The sequence below is a fragment of the Streptomyces sp. Y1 genome (genome assembly GCF_041053115.1).
Lineage (GTDB): Bacteria > Actinomycetota > Actinomycetes > Streptomycetales > Streptomycetaceae > Kitasatospora > Kitasatospora rubellomurina.
In genome coordinates, this window is the sequence record NZ_CP163445.1 from 620,651 (window position 1) to 638,964 (window position 18,314).

The following is an 18,314-nucleotide window of genomic DNA, read 5'->3' on the forward strand; positions in this document are numbered from 1 at the left end:
GCTTTCTCAACCCTCCAGATCAAGCGTCAGTTTGGTGACGGCGAAGGCCTCCGCGTAGCGCGCGTGGCATTCGATGCCGCGGATCCGCGCCAGCCCGAGGAAGGCCTCCCGGTCGTACCAGGGCCGGTGCCGCTGCGAGGGGTAGTGCTCCTGCAGCAGTCGCACCTTGCGTTCGGCGACCTCCGGGGCGAGCGGCTGGTAGGCCACCGGGCGGCCCAGGTCGGCGTCCCACTTGACGATCTCGTAGCCGAGCACGAGGTGGTCGCGGAACGCGGTGGTCAGCAGCGTCGCCAGGCCGCGGTGGTCCTGGTGGGCGTCCTCGGTGCGCGGGCCGAGGACCAGGCCCGGCTCGGTCCGCGCGCGCAGCTCCTCCACGGCGGCCTTGGCCTCGTCCCAGTGCGCGGGCAGCCGGCCGTCCGGCAGTTTGAGGACGGTCAGGCGCAGGTCGGCGCCCGGGCAGAAGGCGGCGAGCGCGGCCCGCTCCTCCTGCTCCCGCTCGCCGCCACCGCCGGAGAGCACCAGCGCGTCGACCCGCAGGCCCGGGCGGGCCAGGCACGTCGTCAGCAGGGTGCCGCCGGCGCCGATGGCGATGTCGTCGCAGTGCGCCCCCACGGCGACGACCGCGGCCAGGCGCCCGGCCCCGAGCCGGATCACGCGGACCCCACCGCGGCGCCGTCCCGCTCCCACACGGCCCACGGGCGCTCGCCGCGGGCGTAGGCGGCGTCCAGCGCGGCCCGTTCCTTCACGGTGTCGGTCGGCTTCCAGAAGCCGCGGTGCCGGTGCGCCACCAGGCGGCCCTGCTTGGCCAGCCCCGCGCAGCCGTCGGCGACCAGGTCCCCGTTCTCCGGGATGTGGTCGAAGACCTCCTGGCGGAGCACGAAGTAGCCGCCGTTCTCCCACAGCGGCATGTCGCTCACCGCGGTGATCCCGCCCACCAGGTTGTCCTCTCCCAACTCCACGCAGTGGAAGGAGGACTGCGGCGGCACCACCATCATCGAGGCGCCGGCGTCGCGCCGGGAGAACGTCTCGATCATCTCCGGCAGCGGGGCGTCGGTGAGCACGTCGGCGTAGTTGGCGAGGAACATCTCGTCGCCGTCCAGGTGGTGGCGCACCCGGCGCAGCCGCTCGCCGATCGGCGACTCGATGCCGGTCTGCGCGAAGGTGATCGTCCACGACGAGATGTCGGTGGACAGCAGTTCCGTCCGCCCGCCGCGCAGCACGAAGTCGTTGGACGCCGTCTCCTCGTAGCTGAGGAAGAAGTCCTTGATGTGGCGGGCCCCGTAGCCGAGGCACAGGATGAACTCGGTGTGGCCGAAGTACGCGTAGTAGCGCATCACGTGCCAGATCAGCGGCCGCGGACCGACCATCGCCATCGGCTTGGGCACGTCGTCGGAGGATCCGCTGCGCATCCGCAGCCCGTAGCCCCCGCAGAACAGGACGACCTTCACGGCTTCACCTCCACGATGCTCAGCTCCGGGATGGGGAAGACCAGTCGGCCGCCCCACTCGTGCACGAAGGACAGCTGCTCGACCAGTTCGGCCCGCAGGTTCCACGGGAGGACGAGGACGTAGTCCGGCCGGTCGGTGGCGATCTGCTCGGGCGGCAGGACGGGGATGCGGGTGCCCGGGGTGAACCGGCCGTGCTTGTAGGGGTTGCGGTCGACGGTGTACGGCAGCAGGTCGGGCCGGATGCCGCAGTGGTTGAGCAGGGTGTTGCCCTTCCCGGGGGCGCCGTAGCCGACGACGGTCTCGCCGCGCTCGGCCGCGTCGATGAGGAAGCGCAGCAGGTCCCGGCGCACCTTGGCCACCCGGGCGGAGAACTCGGTGTAGCCGGACAGCTCCTGGAGCCCGGCGGCCTTCTCCCGCGCCAGCACGTCGGTCACCCGCTGGGTCGGCGCGCCGGCCGCCTCCTCGGGCCGGGCCCACAGCCGGATGGAGCCGCCGTGCGTGGGCAGCAGCTCGACGTCCACCAGCGTCAGCCCGCCGCTGGCCAGCGCCCGAATCGCGGAGGCGACCGTGTAGTACTGGAAGTGCTCGTGGTAGATGGTGTCGTACTGGTTCTCCTCGATCAGGGTCAGCAGGTGCTGCACCTCGATGGAGACCCATCCGTCGTCGGCGACCAGGGCGCGCAGGCCCCGGGTGAAGCCGACCACGTCCGGGATGTGCGCGTACACGTTGTTGGCCACGACCAGGTCCGCCGGGCCGTGCTCGGCGCGCACGGCCGAGCCGGTGGCCGGGTCCAGGAACTCGGTGAGCGTCGGCACGCCCGCCTCCCGGGCCGCGGCGCCGACGTTCACCGAGGGCTCGATGCCGAGGCAGCGGATCCCCCGGTCCACCACGTGCCGCAGCAGGTAGCCGTCGTTGCTGGCGACCTCGACCACGAAGGCGTCCGAGCCCAGGCCGAGGCGCCGCACGGCGGCGTCGACGTAGGCGCGCGCGTGCTCCACCCAGGAGGTCGAGTAGGAGGAGAAGTACGCGTACTGCGTGAACGTCTCCTCCGGGGTGATCAGCGGCGGGATCTGCGCCAGCCAGCAGTCGGTGCAGACCCGCAGGTGCAGCGGGTACGCCGGCTCCGGCCGGTCCAGTTCGTCCGCGGCGAGGAAGCTCTCGCACGGCGGGGTCGCCCCCAGGTCGACGACGCTCCCCAGCGCCGTCGAGCCGCAGAGTCGGCATTTCGTCATTGACTGCCCCCAATTCCGCCCGCGCGGGTGCCCCGCCGCGGGCCGGCGTTTCCGTTCCCCACCGGCGGCGCGAGGTCCGCGCCGCCGGACCGTCCCGCGATCGCGGAGCGGTAGCCCTCCAGCAGGCGCTCCAGCCCCACGGCCGGGCTGAACCCCTGCTCGTACCGGCGCCGGGCCGCCTCACCCATCTCCCGGTTGCGGTCCGGTTCGGCGGTGATCCGGCGCAGGCCGGACGCCAGCGAGGCCGCGTCGCCCGGCCGGTGCAGCAGCCCGGTCACCCCGTCCTCGACGAGCTCGACGAAGGCGCCGTGGCCGGCGGCGACCACCGGCACCCCGGCCGCCATCGCCTCCACGACCACCAGGCCGAACGCCTCCAGCCACGTCGACGGCGCCACCACGGCGACCGCCCGCGCGACGGCCCGCCGGCACTGGTCCGGGTCGTACAGGCCGGCGAACCGCACGTCGTCCCGGCCCGCCGCCCAGGCGGCCACCTCCCGCTCCAGCGGCCCGGCGCCGGCCACCACGAGCGGCACGCCCACGCCGCCGGCCGCGGCCAGGCCGTCCCACGCGGCCATCAGCAGCCGTACGCCCTTGGCCTCGGCGAGCCGGCCGAGGTAGAGCACGTGCTCGCCGGCGCCCGTGCGGCAGGCGCCCGGGTCGGGGACGAAGTTGTGCTTCACCGCCAGCCGTCCGGCCGGCAGACCGGCCCCCAGCAGGACGTCGCGCTGCGCCGCGGAGATGCAGAAGAACCGCTCCACGCCGGACCACCAGCGCCGCCGGTTGGCCGCCAGGCTCACCGCCAGCGGCACCGTCGCCAGCCGGGAGCCGCGGTAGCAGCCGTGCCGGACGGCCGGCAGCGGCGCCCGGCCGACGCACGCGGTGCACGGCCGGCCGTCCCGTTGCAGCGTGCCGGGCGGGCACACCTGCGTGTAGTTGTGCAGCGTGGCGACGGCCGGCACCCCCGCGTCGGCGCAGGCCGCCAGCACCGCCGGCGACAGCAGCGGGAAGACGTTGTGGACGTGCACCACGTCCGGCCGGTCGGCGCGCAGCCGGGCGGTGAGCTCCCTGCGCACCGCCGGGTTCCACGGCACCCGCAGCGGCACCGCGGCCTTGGCCGGCAGCGACATCGCGGCGATGTCGTCGCTGCGCCGCTCGAACACCTCGACCCGGTGGCCGGCCTCGCGCAGCAGCGCCACCTCCTGGTCGACGACCCGGTTCTCCCCGCTCGGCTGCGCGGAGCCGTAGCGGTTGTGCACCACGAGGACGTCCATGGTCAGGTCACCTCCGGTTGCCGGACGCGTCGTCGGGGGGTCGCGGGCGCCGCGAGGGGCGCGCCCGGGTCGGGCACCACCAGCAGCGACGCGGCCACCGTCAGGTGCAGCAGGTACGGCGAGGCGTCGCCCAGCCCGGCCTCGGTGTACGACGCGATCGCGCAGTAGCTGATCAGGAAGATCGCGCAGGCCCGCGCCGGCGACGGCGGCCGCAGCAGCGCGACCCCGCCCAGCGTGAGGAAGACCGCCGCCACGACGGCGACGCCGGCCAGGCCCTGCTCGTTGTAGACGGCCAGCCAGCTGTTGTCGATCGGCAGCCCGCCGAAGGACTTGTCGCCCAGGCCGGTGCCGAACAGCTGCTCCAGGGTCGTCCGGGGCGCCGCCAGCAGGGCGTCCCAGACCTTGGCCCGGCCGGTGAGGTTGGAGAAGTTCTCCTGGGTCTGGCCGCGTAGGAACCACGCCTGGAGCAGTGAACTCAGGCCCACCGCGGCCGTGGTGGCGACCAGCACCGCCCAGCCGAAGAACCGGCGGGCGGCCGCGCTGGTGAGCAGCAGCGAGCCGATCGCCAGCAGCAGCCCGACGATCAGGCCGAGGGTCGCCGTCCGGGTGTGGGTCAGCGCGAGCAGGACGAGCGAGGGCACGACGACCAGCGCCGCGCTGCGCCCGGTCGTGCGGCGGTCCAGCAGGAGCAGCACGGTGAGCCCGATGATCACCGCGGCGTACTGGCCGATCTGCGGCGGGGTGAGCGGCCACAGCGCGCCGACCAGCCGCCCGCCGTAGAGCTCGGGCATGGCCGCGCCCGGGGAGACGACCAGGCCGGCGGCCACCGAGGCGAGCACCGCGAAGTACATCCGGATGTGCGAGCGCACGAGCCCCTCGCCGCCGTCCCACCAGCGGCTGAGCAGCCACAGCGTGCCGACGAACAGGGACAGCCGGAAGCAGCGGAACAGGGCGCCGAAGCCGGAGGTCGGGTGGGCGCTGGCGACCACGCTCAGCACCAGCATCAGGGTGAGCAGGCACAGGAAGGCGCTGGCCCGGATCCGCAGCCGCAGGTTGAGCAGGAGCGCCAGCGCGAACGCGGAGACCAGCGCGCCCATGGTGGCCATCTGGATGAGGGAGCGCGGCAGCGGGACGATCGTCCGCGCCCCGGCGGAGCCGAGCGTGTTGAGGATCAGCAGCCCCCAGACCAGCTCGACGGTCCGCGGCGGGCCCGTCAGGTCGCGGTGCATCTCAACCACCCGCCCGCGGCCGGAGGTTGCTGCCCGCGTCCTGCAGGTACGGCGCGCCCTGCCACTGCGCGAAGTCGAGCGCGCGGCTCGGGTCGTGGGCGACGAAGCTCCACGGCCCGAGGTAGCTGTTGTCGTGCCAGCGGTTGTCCTGCTCGGCGGTGATCGCCTCGGCGACCGCTTCGCCCTTGTACGGCGACCAGTCCGGGTAGGTGCCGTAGTTGGCCAGCACGCCCATCCGGCCGCACCGCGCCGTGCACCCGACCACGGACGGGTCGAAGAGGAAGCGGTTGCCGTGGATGTCCACCCGCTGGGTCTTCCACCGGCAGTCGGCGTAGAGCGGCGCGGTGGCGATCGTCGGCTGGGTGCACTGCTTGGTGTCCTTGGCCAGCAGGGTGCAGTCGCCGGAGGAGGTGTTGGCCGGGCTGTTGCAGAACCGGTCGGCGTTCTCCCACAGGGTGATCCCGGACCAGTTGTCCTCCAGCACGTTCCCGTCGATCTCGATCTTCTCGGTGCGGGCGGTGACCCGCGGTTCGCCGCCGGACTCGGACAGGTAGACGGTCGCGTACGGGAAGGTGTCGCCGCGGTCGGCGGCCCTGCGGCCCTCGACCCAGTCGTTGCGCCGGATGGTGTTGTTGCGGATGACGGCGTTGTAGCTGGTCTCGTAGATCAGCGCGGCGCCGTCGTTGGCCTCCAGCACGTTGCCCTCGATGAGGAAGTCGTTGTTGTTGGTGTCCGCCCACAGCCCGGCGCCGCGGTTGTCGTGCACCCAGTTGCCGCGCACGTCGGCGCCGTTGACGGCCCAGAACTTGACGCCCCCGGTGCAGCCGCAGCCCGGCTGCTTCTTCTCCCACTCGTCGGTGTCGTTGCCGGTGATCTCGTTGCCCTCGACCACCAGGCGGGTGATCGCCGCGGGGCCGGACTTGAACGCGTTGATGCCGTACTGGCCGTTGCCGCGCAGGCAGTTGGCGCGGATCTGCTGGCGGTCGCCGGCCATCAGCCCGGCACCGGAGTTGTGCTGGACCGTCGTGTGCTCGATCACCCAGCCGTCGGCCGAGTCGTGGTTGACCACGCCCTCGTTCTGCGGCGCGACGAAGCCCTGCACGGTCAGGTGGCGGATGGTGACGTTCGCCGCGGCGCCGCCGAACGCGTACTGGTTGGTCCGCTGTCCGTCGAGCACCGCGCCGGGTGCGCCGAGGTAGCTGTCGCCCTCCTTGGGGACGACCTGGGCGTAGCGGTCCGCTTCGAGCCGGTGCGTCCCCGGGCCGAGCCAGAACGTGGTGTTCGGGGGGCTGGCCTTGGTCTTCGCCGCCAGGTCGCCGACCACCCCGGGGTCGACGGCCACCGCGCCCGCCGGCGCGGTCGCCGGCCCGGCCTCGGGCCGGTCGCACACCCGGGCCGCGGCCACGGGCGTGGACGGCGCGGGCGCGGTCGGCTCCGGCCGGCCGTCGGACCCGCTGGTGCAGCCGGTCGCCACCAGCAGGGCCAGCGCCGCCGCCCACTGCCACCTCGTGCTCCTCACCCCTCCTGACCCCCGAACCCGAGGACGGTGCCGAACTCCCGCGCGGCGTCGCTGAGGCCGGTGCCGACCAGCGTGGTCGCGGACACCTTGCGTCCGAAGCCGGCGGAGTACCAGCCCAGCGGCGGCGCGGTCTCGCCGCGGTGCGCCCGCCAGGTCAGCTCGGCGGGCAGGTCGAGCACCGCGCGGCGGTCCTCGCCGTCCTTCGTCCAGGTCAGCACGGCCCGGTGGCCGGTGAGCTCGGCGGCGACCGCCGGGCCGAGGTGGAACGCCAGCCGGACGGCCCGGCGCGGGCCGCGCACCTCGTCGGTGATCCGCAACTCCCGGCTCGCGGAGGACAGTTCGACCCGGCGGCGGTGCACCGAGGGCCGGTAACCGTCGTGCTCGGCGCACCAGCGGGCCACGCCCTCCCCGGCGGTGTCCACGACCAGCACGCGGCTGCGGGCGTGCCTGGTCCACAGGAAGGGGCCGCCGGAGACGGACTGGTCGGCGCCGTCCAGTTCCAGGGTGTTGTGGCCCAGGGTCGAGCGGAAGTACCGCCGCCACGCGGGCTGCCCGTGGTAGCAGAACGTCCCCGGGTCGGCGAGCACGTCGACGCCGTCGTGCCGGACCTCCACGGACAGCGCGTCCGCGTGGCCGTGCGCGGCGATGGACAGGAACCCGTGCGGGCCGCCGTCGCAGCGGCACCAGATCTCCTCCGCGCCGATCTCCTCCGCGCCGATCTCCTCCGCGCCGCTCCCGCCCCCGGCCCGCAGCACGGTCAGGCCCGCGTCGGCGAAGTGGGCCGGCCGGCGCGCCGGCCGGACGACCGTGCCGTCCGTCCCGTACGGCCGCAGCAGCGCGGCCAGCAGCGGGGTGCGGACGTCGGTGCCGGGGACGGCCGGCCACCAGGGGAGCCGGCCGAACACGGCGCCGCCGGTGGCCAGCAGCGAGGCCCAGCGGTCGGTGCCCGCGCCGTCCAGCACCAGGCCGTGGCCGTCGTCCGCGTCCCCCTGCCGGGGCGGCCGCAGCCGGTCGTCCACGACGGCCGCGAGCGCGTCGGTCATCCGCAGCAGGACCAGCCGGACGGTCCCGGGGACGGGCAGGGCGGCGGCGTCCGCCTCGGCCACCGCGGCCAGGCCGAGCTCCAGGACGAGCCCGTGGTACTCGGTGGCCAGCTCGCGGTTGAGGCCGGAGGGGAAGGTGTTGCCGCGCAGGTGCCGCTCCAGCGACCGCAGCGCGCCGGTGCGCCAGCGCGCCGAGGAGGGGAACCAGTCGAACGCGCAGGCCGCGGCGAACTGCCCGGCGGCCTCGGCGACGGCGTGGTTGTTCGCCGAGGACCCGCGGCTGGGGAAGGCGGCCAGCCAGCGCTGGTGGTGCCAGATCTGCTCCCGCGCCACCGGGTCGCCCTCGAACAGGACGGCCGCGCCCGGCCAGCCGTCGAGCAGCCGGCGCACCCACACCCAGGACAGCAGCCGGATGCCCAGCTCGATGCCGCTGATCCAGTGCACGCCGCGCAGCGGCGGGTTGGCCGCCCACCAGGACCGCAGGTGCTCGGCCACCCGCTCGGCGTACCGCTCGTTCCCGCTGAGCGCGTAGGCGGCGGCGAGCACGGTCAGGTACTGGTGGCGGGACGGCTCCCAGATCTGCTTGATGTCCCCGACCGCGTCCTCGTCGCGGTACGGCACGTCGAAGGCGTAGCCGTCCGGGGCCCGGCGCCCGGTCCTCGGGTCGCGCCACCAGTCCGGGGCCACCAGGTCGTCGCGGACCACCCCGAAGTACTCGGCGTGCCCGTCCATCAGCCGGTCCGCCTCGGCGAGCAGGCGCTTCGCGGCGTCCGGCGGCACCGCGGCGAGCGCCCCGGCGGGCAGGACGGCGGTGAACCGGGCGCCGGCCACCGGCGGGCAGGGCGGCGGCGCCGACCGCCACCGGCGCCGGCGCACCGCGTCGCCGACCCGGCCGGCGACCTCCTGGGGCCCCATCGCGGACAGCCGCCGCAGGTACCAGCCCGCGCTCATCGTCACAGCGACCTCGCCAGGGCCACCGGAGCGCCGCCGGCCAGGGCGGACTGCACGGCGAGGGTGGCCGCCGTGGTGGCGACCAGCGACTCCAGCGGCACCGGCATCGGCCCGCCGGTGCGCACCGCCCGGACGAACGCGGCCAGTTCGGCGGACTGCCCCTTGTCCCGGGCCTTGGGCAGCCGGGAGCTGACCCACCGCTTCTTTCCATACACCGACGCCCGGACGAAGTCGTCCAGCTTGAGCACCTTGCCGTCCGCGACCAGGTCCAGCGTCTCCTTGGGGAAGCCGGGCGCGCCGGCGGTGACGTAGCTGAGGGTCGCGGTGGAGTCGTCGGGGTAGCGCAGCACGACCTGCAGGTCCTCGTTCCCGGCGGCGGCGACGGCGTACACCGAGACCGGGTCGGCGCCCAGCAGCCAGCTCGCGGTGTCGATGAAGTGGCCGCCCTCGCCCGCGAACCGCGAGCCCTCGGTGCCCTGCTGGAGGTACCAGCTGCCGTGCTGCAGCCGGCCGGCGTTGACCAGGTAGCGCAGGCTCGCCGGTCCGCTCCGGGCGCCGAAGCGCGCCTTGGCCTCCCGCAGCAGCGGCGCGAAGCGGCGGTTGAATCCCACCTGCAGGCGGTCGTTGCCGGACTCCGCCACCGCGGCGAGCACGCCGGCCAGTTCGTCCCCGGTGAGCGCCAGCGGCTTCTCGACGAAGACCGCCTTCCCGGCGAGCAGCGCCCGGCGGGTCAGCTCGGCGTGCGAGCTGTGCCGGGTGACCACGAACACCGCGTCGACGGCCGGGTCCCCGAGCACCGCGTCGAGGTCGGTGGTCGCCCGCGCGAAGCCGAACTTGCGCTGCGCGTTGGCCCCGGACAGCGCCGTCGTGGTGACGACCGCGGACAGCGCGACGCCTTCCCGCCCGGCCAGGTGCGGCAGCAGCATCGACGTCGCGTAGTTGCCGGCGCCGACGAAGGCCAGCCGCACCGGCGACCCGGACGGCCGGGCCGGAGCGGAGGCCGGGGCCGTGCGCCGCACCTCGGGCACCACGACCTCCGGGGCCTGCCGCTCCGCCTCCGCCTCCGGCACGGGGTAGCGGAACAGCGCGGTGACGGCCTTCAACTCGCCGTCCTTCAGCCGCCGGTAGGTCTCCACGGCGTCCTCGAAGTCGGCGACGTGGGAGACCAGCGGGCCGACGTCGACCCGGCCGCGCGCCATCAGGTCCAGGAAGCAGGCCAGGTTGCGGCGCTCCGTCCAGCGCACGTAGCCGATCGGGTAGTCGCGCCCCTCCAGCTCGTACGCCGGGTCGTAGCGCCCGGGGCCGTACGAGCGGGAGAACCGGACGTCCAACTCCTTCTCGTAGTAGGCGTTCCACGGCAGGTCCAGCCGGCACTTGCCGATGTCGACCACCCGGCCGCGGTCCCGGGCCAGGCGGGCGGCCAGCTCGACCGGCTGGTTGCTGCCGCCGCCGGCCGCCAGGTACACCTGGTCCACGCCGTGGCCGCCGGTCAGCTCGGCGACGGCCGTCTCCACGGCCACCGAGCCGGGGTCGCCGCAGGCCACCGCGCCCAGGCGCTCGGCCAGTTCGCAGCGCGAGGGGTCCGGGTCGGCGCCGACGACGCGCACCCCGGCGGCGGTCAGCAGTTGCACGACCAGCTGCCCGATCAGCCCGAGGCCGATGACCAGCGCCACCTCGCCGAGCTGCGGCTCGCCCTGGCGCACGCCCTGCAGGGCGATCGACCCGACGGTGCCGAAGGCCGCGTGCTGCGGCGCCAGGCCGTCCGGCACCGGCGTGTACAGGTTCTTCGGCACCCAGTTCAGCTCGGCGTGCAGCGCGTGCTCGTTGCCCGCGCAGGCCACCAGGTCGCCGACCTTGACGTCGTCGATCCCGGCGCCGACCTGCTCGACCACCCCGCACAGCGAGTAGCCGAGCGGCGTGTACGAGTCGAGCTTGCCCATCACCTTGCGGTAGGTGGCGGGCAGTCCGTTGACGGCCACGCTCTGCATGACCTTGGCCACCTGGTCCGGGCGCGAGCGGGCCTTGCCCACCATCGACATCCCGGCCTCGGACACCTTCATCATCTCGGTGCCGGTGGAGATCAGCGAGTAGACGCTGCGCACCAGCACCCCGCCCGGCTTGCACCCCGGCACCGGCACCTCCAGCACCGACAGCTCGCCGCTCTTGTAGTTCTGCACAACCTGTTTCACCGGAAGTCCCCTCGCTCCTAAGCCCGTTCCGTTGCTCCTACGCGATCGCGCCGCGGTACCAGTACTCCAGGGTCAGCACGTGCCACAGGTGCTTGGAGTAGTCCTGCCGCCCGGCGGCGTCCTCGGCGACCAGCCGCGCCAGCGCGTCGCGGCGCAGGAACCCGGAGCGGACGAGCTCGCCGTCGTTGACCACCTCGCGCACCAGCGGCGCCAGGTCCCGGCTCATCCAGGCCCGCAGCGGGGCGCTGAACAGGCCCTTGGGCCGGTAGACGATCTCCCGGGGCAGCACGCCGGCGGCCGCCTCCTTGAGGACGGCCTTGCCCTGCCGGCCGACGATCTTGCGGTCACCGGGCACCGCGAACGCCGCCCGGACCACCTCGACGTCCACGTACGGCACCCGGACCTCGGTCGACGCGGCCATGCTGGAGCGGTCCGTGTAGGCGAGGTTCAGGCCCGGCAGGAACATCCGGGCGTCGGCCAGGCACATCCGGTTGACGAAGTCGTCGAGGTCGTTGTCCCGGTACACGTCCGCGTGTTCGGTCAGCACCTCGTCGACCGTCCCGGCCAGGTCCGGGTCGACCAGGCCGAGCAGCTCCGCCCGGTCGTACATGGTGTAGCTGCGCCGGAACGCCGTCTCCTCCGGCAGGTCGGCGAAGGAGAGGAAGCGCTTGGCGAAGCGCACCGACCGCAGCCCCCGGCGGGAGGTGGCGACGGGCAGCCGGTCCACTGCGGCGGACAGGCCGCGCCGCAGCGGCCGCGGCACGCGCTGGTAGCGCAGCGCGAGCCGGTTCGCCAGGTGCTTGCGGTAGCCGGCGAACAGCTCGTCCGCCCCCATCCCGGAGAGCATCACCTTGACCCCGGCCGACCGGGCGGCCGAGCAGATCAGGAAGGTGTTGATCGCGGCCGGGTCGCCGATCGGCTCGTCCAGGTGGTACGTCATCCGCGGCAGCAGGTCGAGCACGTCCGGGGCGATCTCGATCTCGTGCAGGTCGACGCCGAACCGCTCGGCCACCTGCCGGGCGTGGCGCAGGTCGTCGGGCATCGCCTCGAACCTGGCGTCCTCGGCGCGGAACCCGATCGTGTAGGCGGAGATCCCGGGGCGGTCGCGGGCCGCCAGGGCGGTCAGGTAGCTGGAGTCCAGCCCGCCGGAGAGGAAGGTCGCCACCGGGACGTCGGAGAGCAGGTGGCGCCTGGTCGACTCCTCGACGATCGCGGCGAGGTCGGGCCGTTCGCCGGCCCGGGCCCGCTCCCGGCCCTCGGCGGCGACGTCCCGCAGGTTCCAGAACCGGCCGCGCTCCACCCGGCCGTCCGGCCGGCACCGCAGCCAGCTGCCCGGCGGCAGCTTCTCCGCCTCGCGGAACGCGCACCGGGAGTCCGGCACCCAGTAGTAGAGGAGCGAGGCGACCAGCGCCGCGTGGTCCACCTCCAGCCGCCCGCCGGTGGCGGCGGCCAGCGCCTTGAGCTCGGAGGCGAACACCAGGCCCTCGCCGCGCCGGACCAGGAACAGCGGCTTGATGCCGAGCTGGTCGCGGGCGAGCACCAGCTCGCCGGTGCGCTCGTCGAAGATCCCGAACGCGAACATGCCGCGCAACCGGGGCAGGCAGTCGGTGCCCCAGCGCCGCCAGGCCTCCAGCAGCACCTCGGTGTCGGAGGTGCCGCGGAAGCGCACCCCGGCGGCGGCCAGTTCGGCGCGCAGCTCGGGCGCGTTGTAGAGCTCGCCGTTGTACGTCAGGACGAGGCCGTCCGAGACCATCGGCTGGGCGCCGGTCCCCGACAGGTCGATGATGGACAGCCGCCGGTGCCCCAGGTGCACCTCGCCGAGGCCGTCGCCGAGGGCGCGGCCGTACCGGCCCGACCCGTCCGGGCCGCGGTGGGCGAGGGTGTCGGTGAGCAGGTCGGTCACCGCCTTCCCGTCCGGCCACCGGTACGTGCCCGCGATGCCACACATGTGCTACCTCGCCTCCTGGTCGCTGTCCGGGACCTTCGCGGTCCACGTCGTCCGTCGGTGCGGGCGCCGTCCGGCGCCGCTCTGCCGGGCCCGCCGCACATCGCGCCCCCGCGGCGCGGTGTGCGGCCCGTCCCAGAGCGTGCCGTCGGTGCGGTCCCGCGGATCGGGGTCGATCAGCACCACGCCGATCACCTCGATGTCCTGCTCGGCGAGCTGCCGCGCCACGGTGTGCAGCCAGGCGGCGCTGCCGTGCCCGGCCCGCACCACCAGCACCGTCCGGGTGCCGAGGTGGCGCAGGTCGGTCCACGCGGTGCCGGGCGCCACCGAGCCGACGCCGAGCCGGCGTTGGTCACCCGGCAGGGCGTCCGCGCCCGCGCCGTCGACCACGGTCGGGCCGCCGGCCTTGCGACGGCGCTCGGCGAGCGGCGCACCGGGCAGGCCGTCCACGACGACCACCGGGCCCTCCGGCTCCAGTGCCCCGGCGAGGTCCAGGGCGATCGCGCCCGCGTTGCGCGCGCACCCCAGCTCCAGCAGCGACACCGGCTCCTCACCGGCGCGCACGGCGCGGGCCAGGGTCGTGGTGAGCCCGGCCCGGGCCGTCCGGGTCCGCTTGCGCTGCCACCGGCCGCCCGGCCGGTGGGGCAGCTCCGCGATCACCGAGGCGCCGAGGTTCGCCGCGACCTCCCGGCGCAGCACGGGGCGGTCCGCCACCACCGCGCCGACCGCGGCCAGCGCGATCCCGAGGACGAGCCCGAGCACCAGCCCGATCCCGCCGTTGGTGGCGGCGCCCCTGGCCAGGGACTGCTTCTCCGCGCGCGCGGCGTCCACGACCTGCGTGCCGGCGACGAGCCGGGGCATGCCGACCTTCGCCTCCGCCGCGCGCTGGCTGAAGTCGGTGATCCGCGAGGTGAGTTCGGCCCGGCTGGCGAACAGCGACTCCAGGTTCGCGGACGCCTGCGGCCCCTTCTGCGCCGAGGCGTCCCCGATCGTCGTGTTGACCTGGGCGAGTTCCTCCTTCAGCCGGTCGCGCTGGTCGAGCAGGGCCTTGGACTCGGCGTCGGCGGCTTCCTGGAGCCGCCGGACGTGGTCCGCGACGAAGGTCTCGGCCAGCGCCTTGGCCCGGGCCACCGCCTCCGCGTCGCTGTGGCCCGTCGCGTTGATCTGCAGCAGGTTGTTGGTCAGGCCGGTGCCCCCGTACTCCTTCATGAAGTCCTCGGGCTTCTCGGCGGAGCCGAGGGACTTCAGGGCCTGACCGGCGATCCCCGTGGTCTGCAGCAGGGCGACGTCGGTCTTGATCAGCGTTCCGGGGTCGTTCGGCTGGTCCGCCTGGTGGGCGACCAGCACCTTGGTCACCGCGCTCGGCGGCGGCGGCATCAGGACCGTCACCGCCGCGCCGAGCAGCAGCCCGACCAGCGCCAGGGCGCTCCACAGGCGCCGCCGGCGGCGCACCGCCACCACCAGGGCCTGCAGGTCCAGCAGCGGAGCGGCGCCCGGCGGCTCCGACGTCGTGTCCGTCGTACGCGTCGTCACCCCGCACCTCTCCCCGCGTCGGCGCCGAGGGCGAGCGCCGGCTCGGCGCCCTCCGGAGGACGGCCGGCCGAGCGCGCCGTCCGCGCCGTCCGCGCCCGGACGGCGCCGGCGACGACGACGCCGACCACCTCGTGCCCGGCGTCCGTACACGCCCCGGCGAGGCCGGACAGCTCCGCCGCCGTCCAGCTGCCCGCGCTGAGCACGACGAGCGCACCGGACTCCCCGTCACGGTCCGGCACCAGCGGCCGGGCCACCGGGACCTCCACCACCCGCAGCAGCAGGTCGTCCGCCGCCTCGTCGACGAGCTGCCCGGCGGCCCGCAGGGCGGTCCCGTCGCCGTCCGGGACGACGACCAGCAGCCGCCGCACGGACGGCAGCCGGTCCCCGAGCCGGGCGCACACCCGCCGGTAGCGCAGCCGCCGGCCGGCCTCGTCGCCGCAGGCGTGCGGGGTCGGCACGTCCCACCGGACGTCCAGGCCCAGCAGCCGGCGGAGCAGGGCCCGCGGGCCCCGGCCGCGCGGCCCGCGCGCGGGCCGGTCACCGGCGACGTCGACGACGCCGAGCGGCGCCGCGCCCAGGGCCGCCGCGATCTCCGGCTCGGTCCGCAGCCGGCGGCTCATCCGCGCGGCGGTGAGATGGCCGACGACCCCGAGCAGGAACGCCAGCAGCGCCCCGGCCGCGACGAGTTGCGTCCTCGTCGGCGGCGCCTCGGCGGACGGCCGGGCGGCCGGCCCCATCACGACCATGTTGGCCTTGGCGGCGGCCGGATCGACCTGGTCCAGCTTCTTGACGGCGTCCTGCAGCGCGGTGCGCAGCTTGGTGAGCTCGGTGCGGGTCTGCACGCTCTCCACCGTCTGCCCCGGGCCGGCCGCGTCGGCCAGTTCGGTGATCCGGCGGCTGGCCTGCGCCACCAGCTGCCGCAGTTCCTCGGGCTGCGCCGCGGAGGGGTCGGAGCCGTCGCCGGCCGTCCGCGCGGCGAAGGTGACGAACTGCTTGGCGACCTGGTCGGAGAGCTGCTGGGCGCGCTCCGGGGTCTCGGCCGTGCCGGAGATCTTGATGATGTTCCCGTCCGCGGCCGTGGCGCTCACCCGGTCCGTGAGCGTGCCGCCGCCGACCCCGGGCCAGCCGAGCGCGGCGGCCGCCCGGTCGACCACCACCGAACTGGTCGCGATCTCCGACTGGGTCAGCAGCTCGCGCTCCTGCCACACCCCCGGCAGCAGCACCGACGCGGAGGCCGTGTACTGCGGCGGGAACAGCAGGGAGGCGCCGAAGCCGACCAGCCCGCCCAGGACGGCGAGGACGGCGAGCAGCCGCCAGCGCCGCCGGAGGATCCGGCCGACCGTGACCAGGCGTATCGTTTCGTCGCTCAACGGCGCGGCCTTCTCCCGGCCCGGCCCCGGCCACCTGCCGAAACCGGGGCGCGGCCGCCGACCGCGGCGGCGTAGGCGGCGAGCAGCGAGCGCTGGGAGTTGCGCCAGGCGAGCGGCCCGTTGATCCGTTCCTGGCCGAGCTTGCCCATCCAGGCCCGCTTCTCCGGGTCGTCCATCAACCGGGCGACCAGCCGGGCGAATTCGGCCTCGTCGTCGGCGGCCGCGTAGACCGCGGCGTCACCGGCGGAGACCCGGGCCTCCCGGAGGTCGAAGGAGACGATCGGCCGGCCCATCACCATGTACTCCAGGACCTTGTTCATGGTGGACACGTCGTTGAGCGGGTTGCGCGGGTCCGGGGACAGGCACACGTCGGCGGTGGACAGGTAGCGCACCAGGTCGGCGTCCGGCACCCGCCCGGTGAACTGCACCTGCTCGGCGAGCCCGAGCCGCCGGGACAGCTCCACCATCGCGTCGAAGGTGTCGCCGCCGCCGACGAACACGGCGTGCCAGTCGGTCCGGCCGAGCTCGTCGCGCAGCTTCGCGAGCGCCCGCAGGGCGTAGTCGACGCCGTCCTGCGGGCCCATCACGCCCAGGTAGCACAGCAGATGGGGTTTGCCGCGCTTCAACTCCGGCTCCGGCGGCACCGGTTGGAACCGTTCGGTGTCGGGTGCGCTGCGCACCACGAAGACGTCCTCGGGCCGCAGGCCGCCGCGGCGCAGCGCGGTGTCCCGGTAGCTCTCGTTGGTGGCGAGCACGACGTCCGCGGCCCGGTAGGTGAGCCGCTCCAGCGCGCACACGCCGCGGTACAGCAGGTCCGCGCCGCGGTCGAAGCGGGAGAGGTACAGCTCCGGCACCAGGTCGTGCTGGTCGAAGACGAAGCGGGCGCCGCGCCGCTTGAGCCACAGGGCGGGCAGGAACAGCAGGTCGGGCGGGTTGCAGGCGTGCACCACGTCGACCGGGCCGATCCGGCGGGCGAGCCGGGCCGTGTGCCACAGCGCCGTCCCGTACTCCCGCAGGTAGCCGGCCGGCCCGCCGGTGGCGGCCCGCAGCGGGTAGCGGTGGATCCGCACCCCGTCGATCACCGCCTCCGGCTCGGTGTCGCGCTTGCTCCCGCGCGGGCAGATGACGTCCACCGTCCAGCCCGCGTCGCGCAGGGTCGTGCACTCCTGCCACACCCGCCGGTCGAACGGCACCGACAGGTTCTCCACGAGGACCAGCGCGCGACGGCCCTGCCCGTGCGCGCCGGTCGTGTCGTCACCAGGCAAGGCCCGTGTACCCCGGTTCGGCCCGGCGCGCCTCGGCGTCGGGGAGGCGGACGAGATCGACGAGCGCCCGGTCGCCGCCGGGCGGCAGCGCGGACAGCACGGCCGGGTCCCTGGTGCCGACCACGCACACCTCGGCGTGCCGGAGCACCTCGTCGACGGTGGGCGCGAGCAGCTGCGCGAGGTGCGGCAGCCGGGTCTCGATGTACTCGCGGTTCGCGCCGAGCAGCCGCGAGAGGTTCACGTTGGGGTCGTAGATCCGCAGGTCGTAGCCCTTGCCGAAGAGCCGCTCCGCCAGTTCGACGAGCGGGCTCTCGCGCAGGTCGTCGGTGCCGGGCTTGAAGGACAGGCCGAACATGCCCACCCGGCGGCTGCCGGTGCGCTCGACCAGCTCGACCGCGCGCTGCAGGTGGTCGGCGTTGGAGGGCAGCACGTGGGAGAGGATCGGCACCGAGACGTCGGCCCGCCGCGCCGCGTGGACCAGGCTGCGCAGGTCCTTGGGCAGGCAGGAGCCACCGAAGGCGAAGCCGGGCCGCAGGTAGGCGGGGCTGATGTTGAGCTTGCGGTCGGCCAGGAACACGTCCATCACCTGGTGCGAGTCCACCCCGAGCGCCCGGCACACCGCGCCCAGCTCGTTCGCGAAGCCGATCTTGAGGCCGTGGAACGCGTTGTCCGCGTACTTGATCGCCTCGGCCACCGGGACGGGCACCCGGAACACCTCGCCGGGCAGGCCGCCGTACAGCGCCGCGACCACGTCGCCGCTCGCGGTGTCGAGCTCCCCGATGACGGTCTTCGGCGGGTCGAAGAAGTCCCGCACGCTGGTGCCCTCGCGCAGGAACTCCGGGTTGACGGCGACCCCGACGTCCACCCCGGCCGTGCCGCCGAGGTGCTTCTCCAGGATCGGCACCAGCAGGTCGAGACAGGTGCCCGGCAGCATGGTGCTGCGGAAGACGACGGTGTGCCGGCCCCCCTTCTCGGCCGCCGCCGCGCCGATCTGCTCGGTGACCCGCTCCAGGTAGGTGGTGCACAGGCTGCCGTTGGCCTCGGACGGCGTGCCCACGCAGACCAGCGACACCTCGCTGCCCTGCACCGCCTCGCGGACGTCGGCGGTGGCGCGCAGCCGCCCGGCCCGGACGACCTCGGCGGTGAGCTCGCCGATCCGCTCCTCGACCACCGGGGCCCTGCCGTCGTTGACCAGGTCGACCTTCACCTGGTTGACGTCCACCCCGATGACCTCGTGGCCCAGGCTGGCCAGGCACGCGGCCGACACGCAGCCCACGTAGCCGAGCCCCAGGACGCTGACCCTCATGACCCGTTCCTCC

General features: G+C 74.6%; 13 protein-coding genes. All 13 read right to left on the reverse strand.

The features are described 5' to 3' along the window. Window positions 1–6: 6 nt before the first annotated feature. The 13 genes from AB2U05_RS02465 to AB2U05_RS02525 are packed head-to-tail and all read right to left on the reverse strand — an operon-like array spanning window position 7 to window position 18,301. Window positions 7–654 (reverse strand): PIG-L deacetylase family protein, encoded by a 648-nt coding sequence (locus tag AB2U05_RS02465; RefSeq protein ID WP_369182273.1) that lies wholly within the window; start codon window positions 652–654, stop codon window positions 7–9. Next, a complete protein-coding gene (locus AB2U05_RS02470) occupies window positions 651–1,448 on the reverse strand; it encodes a glucose-1-phosphate cytidylyltransferase (protein ID WP_045694180.1) in 798 nt (265 codons plus the stop codon). Before AB2U05_RS02470 ends, AB2U05_RS02465 begins: the two co-directional genes overlap by 4 nt. Continuing rightward, window positions 1,445–2,680, reverse strand: a complete 1,236-nt coding sequence (locus AB2U05_RS02475) for a methyltransferase domain-containing protein (RefSeq protein ID WP_369182274.1) — start codon at window positions 2,678–2,680, stop codon at window positions 1,445–1,447. Before AB2U05_RS02475 ends, AB2U05_RS02470 begins: the two co-directional genes overlap by 4 nt. Continuing rightward, window positions 2,677–3,951, reverse strand: coding sequence for a glycosyltransferase (locus AB2U05_RS02480; protein WP_369182275.1), 1,275 nt, complete (start codon window positions 3,949–3,951; stop codon window positions 2,677–2,679). Before AB2U05_RS02480 ends, AB2U05_RS02475 begins: the two co-directional genes overlap by 4 nt. A 2-nt stretch (window positions 3,952–3,953) precedes the next feature. Next, window positions 3,954–5,180 carry an O-antigen ligase domain-containing protein gene (locus AB2U05_RS02485; RefSeq protein ID WP_369182276.1) on the reverse strand — a complete coding sequence of 409 codons (1,227 nt, stop codon included), beginning with the start codon at window positions 5,178–5,180 and terminating at the stop codon, window positions 3,954–3,956. A 1-nt stretch (window position 5,181) separates the two neighbouring features. Beyond that, window positions 5,182–6,699: a right-handed parallel beta-helix repeat-containing protein gene (locus tag AB2U05_RS02490; RefSeq protein WP_045694187.1), complete on the reverse strand. Its 1,518-nt coding sequence runs from the start codon at window positions 6,697–6,699 to the stop codon at window positions 5,182–5,184. Further along, window positions 6,696–8,693: an alginate lyase family protein gene (locus AB2U05_RS02495; protein WP_369182277.1), complete on the reverse strand. Its 1,998-nt coding sequence runs from the start codon at window positions 8,691–8,693 to the stop codon at window positions 6,696–6,698. Before AB2U05_RS02495 ends, AB2U05_RS02490 begins: the two co-directional genes overlap by 4 nt. A 2-nt stretch (window positions 8,694–8,695) precedes the next feature. Continuing rightward, window positions 8,696–10,882, reverse strand: coding sequence for a bi-domain-containing oxidoreductase (locus AB2U05_RS02500; RefSeq protein ID WP_369182278.1), 2,187 nt, complete (start codon window positions 10,880–10,882; stop codon window positions 8,696–8,698). A 37-nt stretch (window positions 10,883–10,919) separates the two neighbouring features. Then, window positions 10,920–12,830: an asparagine synthase (glutamine-hydrolyzing) gene (gene asnB / locus AB2U05_RS02505; protein ID WP_369182279.1), complete on the reverse strand. Its 1,911-nt coding sequence runs from the start codon at window positions 12,828–12,830 to the stop codon at window positions 10,920–10,922. Between the two features lie 3 nt (window positions 12,831–12,833). Next, window positions 12,834–14,360 carry a Wzz/FepE/Etk N-terminal domain-containing protein gene (locus tag AB2U05_RS02510; protein ID WP_045694196.1) on the reverse strand — a complete coding sequence of 509 codons (1,527 nt, stop codon included), beginning with the start codon at window positions 14,358–14,360 and terminating at the stop codon, window positions 12,834–12,836. Then, window positions 14,357–15,730, reverse strand: coding sequence for a Wzz/FepE/Etk N-terminal domain-containing protein (locus AB2U05_RS02515; RefSeq protein WP_045694198.1), 1,374 nt, complete (start codon window positions 15,728–15,730; stop codon window positions 14,357–14,359). The genes AB2U05_RS02510 and AB2U05_RS02515 overlap by 4 nt, the downstream gene beginning before the upstream one ends. Then, window positions 15,727–16,995 carry a glycosyltransferase family 4 protein gene (locus AB2U05_RS02520; RefSeq protein ID WP_045711672.1) on the reverse strand — a complete coding sequence of 423 codons (1,269 nt, stop codon included), beginning with the start codon at window positions 16,993–16,995 and terminating at the stop codon, window positions 15,727–15,729. Before AB2U05_RS02520 ends, AB2U05_RS02515 begins: the two co-directional genes overlap by 4 nt. Next, entirely contained in the window at window positions 16,985–18,301 is a 1,317-nt protein-coding gene (locus AB2U05_RS02525; protein WP_369182280.1) for a nucleotide sugar dehydrogenase, read from the reverse strand. Before AB2U05_RS02525 ends, AB2U05_RS02520 begins: the two co-directional genes overlap by 11 nt. Between the last annotated feature and the right edge of the window lie 13 nt (window positions 18,302–18,314).

Excerpts from the sequence above, each read along its gene's own strand:
- AB2U05_RS02525 (WP_369182280.1), bottom strand. The coding sequence starts at position 18,301 with ATGAGGGTCAGCGTCCTGGGGCTCGGCTACGTGGGCTGCGTGTCGGCC.
- AB2U05_RS02475 (WP_369182274.1), bottom strand. The coding sequence starts at position 2,680 with ATGACGAAATGCCGACTCTGCGGCTCGACGGCGCTGGGGAGCGTCGTC.
- AB2U05_RS02480 (WP_369182275.1), bottom strand. The coding sequence starts at position 3,951 with ATGGACGTCCTCGTGGTGCACAACCGCTACGGCTCCGCGCAGCCGAGC.
- AB2U05_RS02485 (WP_369182276.1), bottom strand. The coding sequence starts at position 5,180 with ATGCACCGCGACCTGACGGGCCCGCCGCGGACCGTCGAGCTGGTCTGG.
- asnB (WP_369182279.1), bottom strand. The coding sequence starts at position 12,830 with ATGTGTGGCATCGCGGGCACGTACCGGTGGCCGGACGGGAAGGCGGTG.
- AB2U05_RS02495 (WP_369182277.1), bottom strand. The coding sequence starts at position 8,693 with ATGAGCGCGGGCTGGTACCTGCGGCGGCTGTCCGCGATGGGGCCCCAG.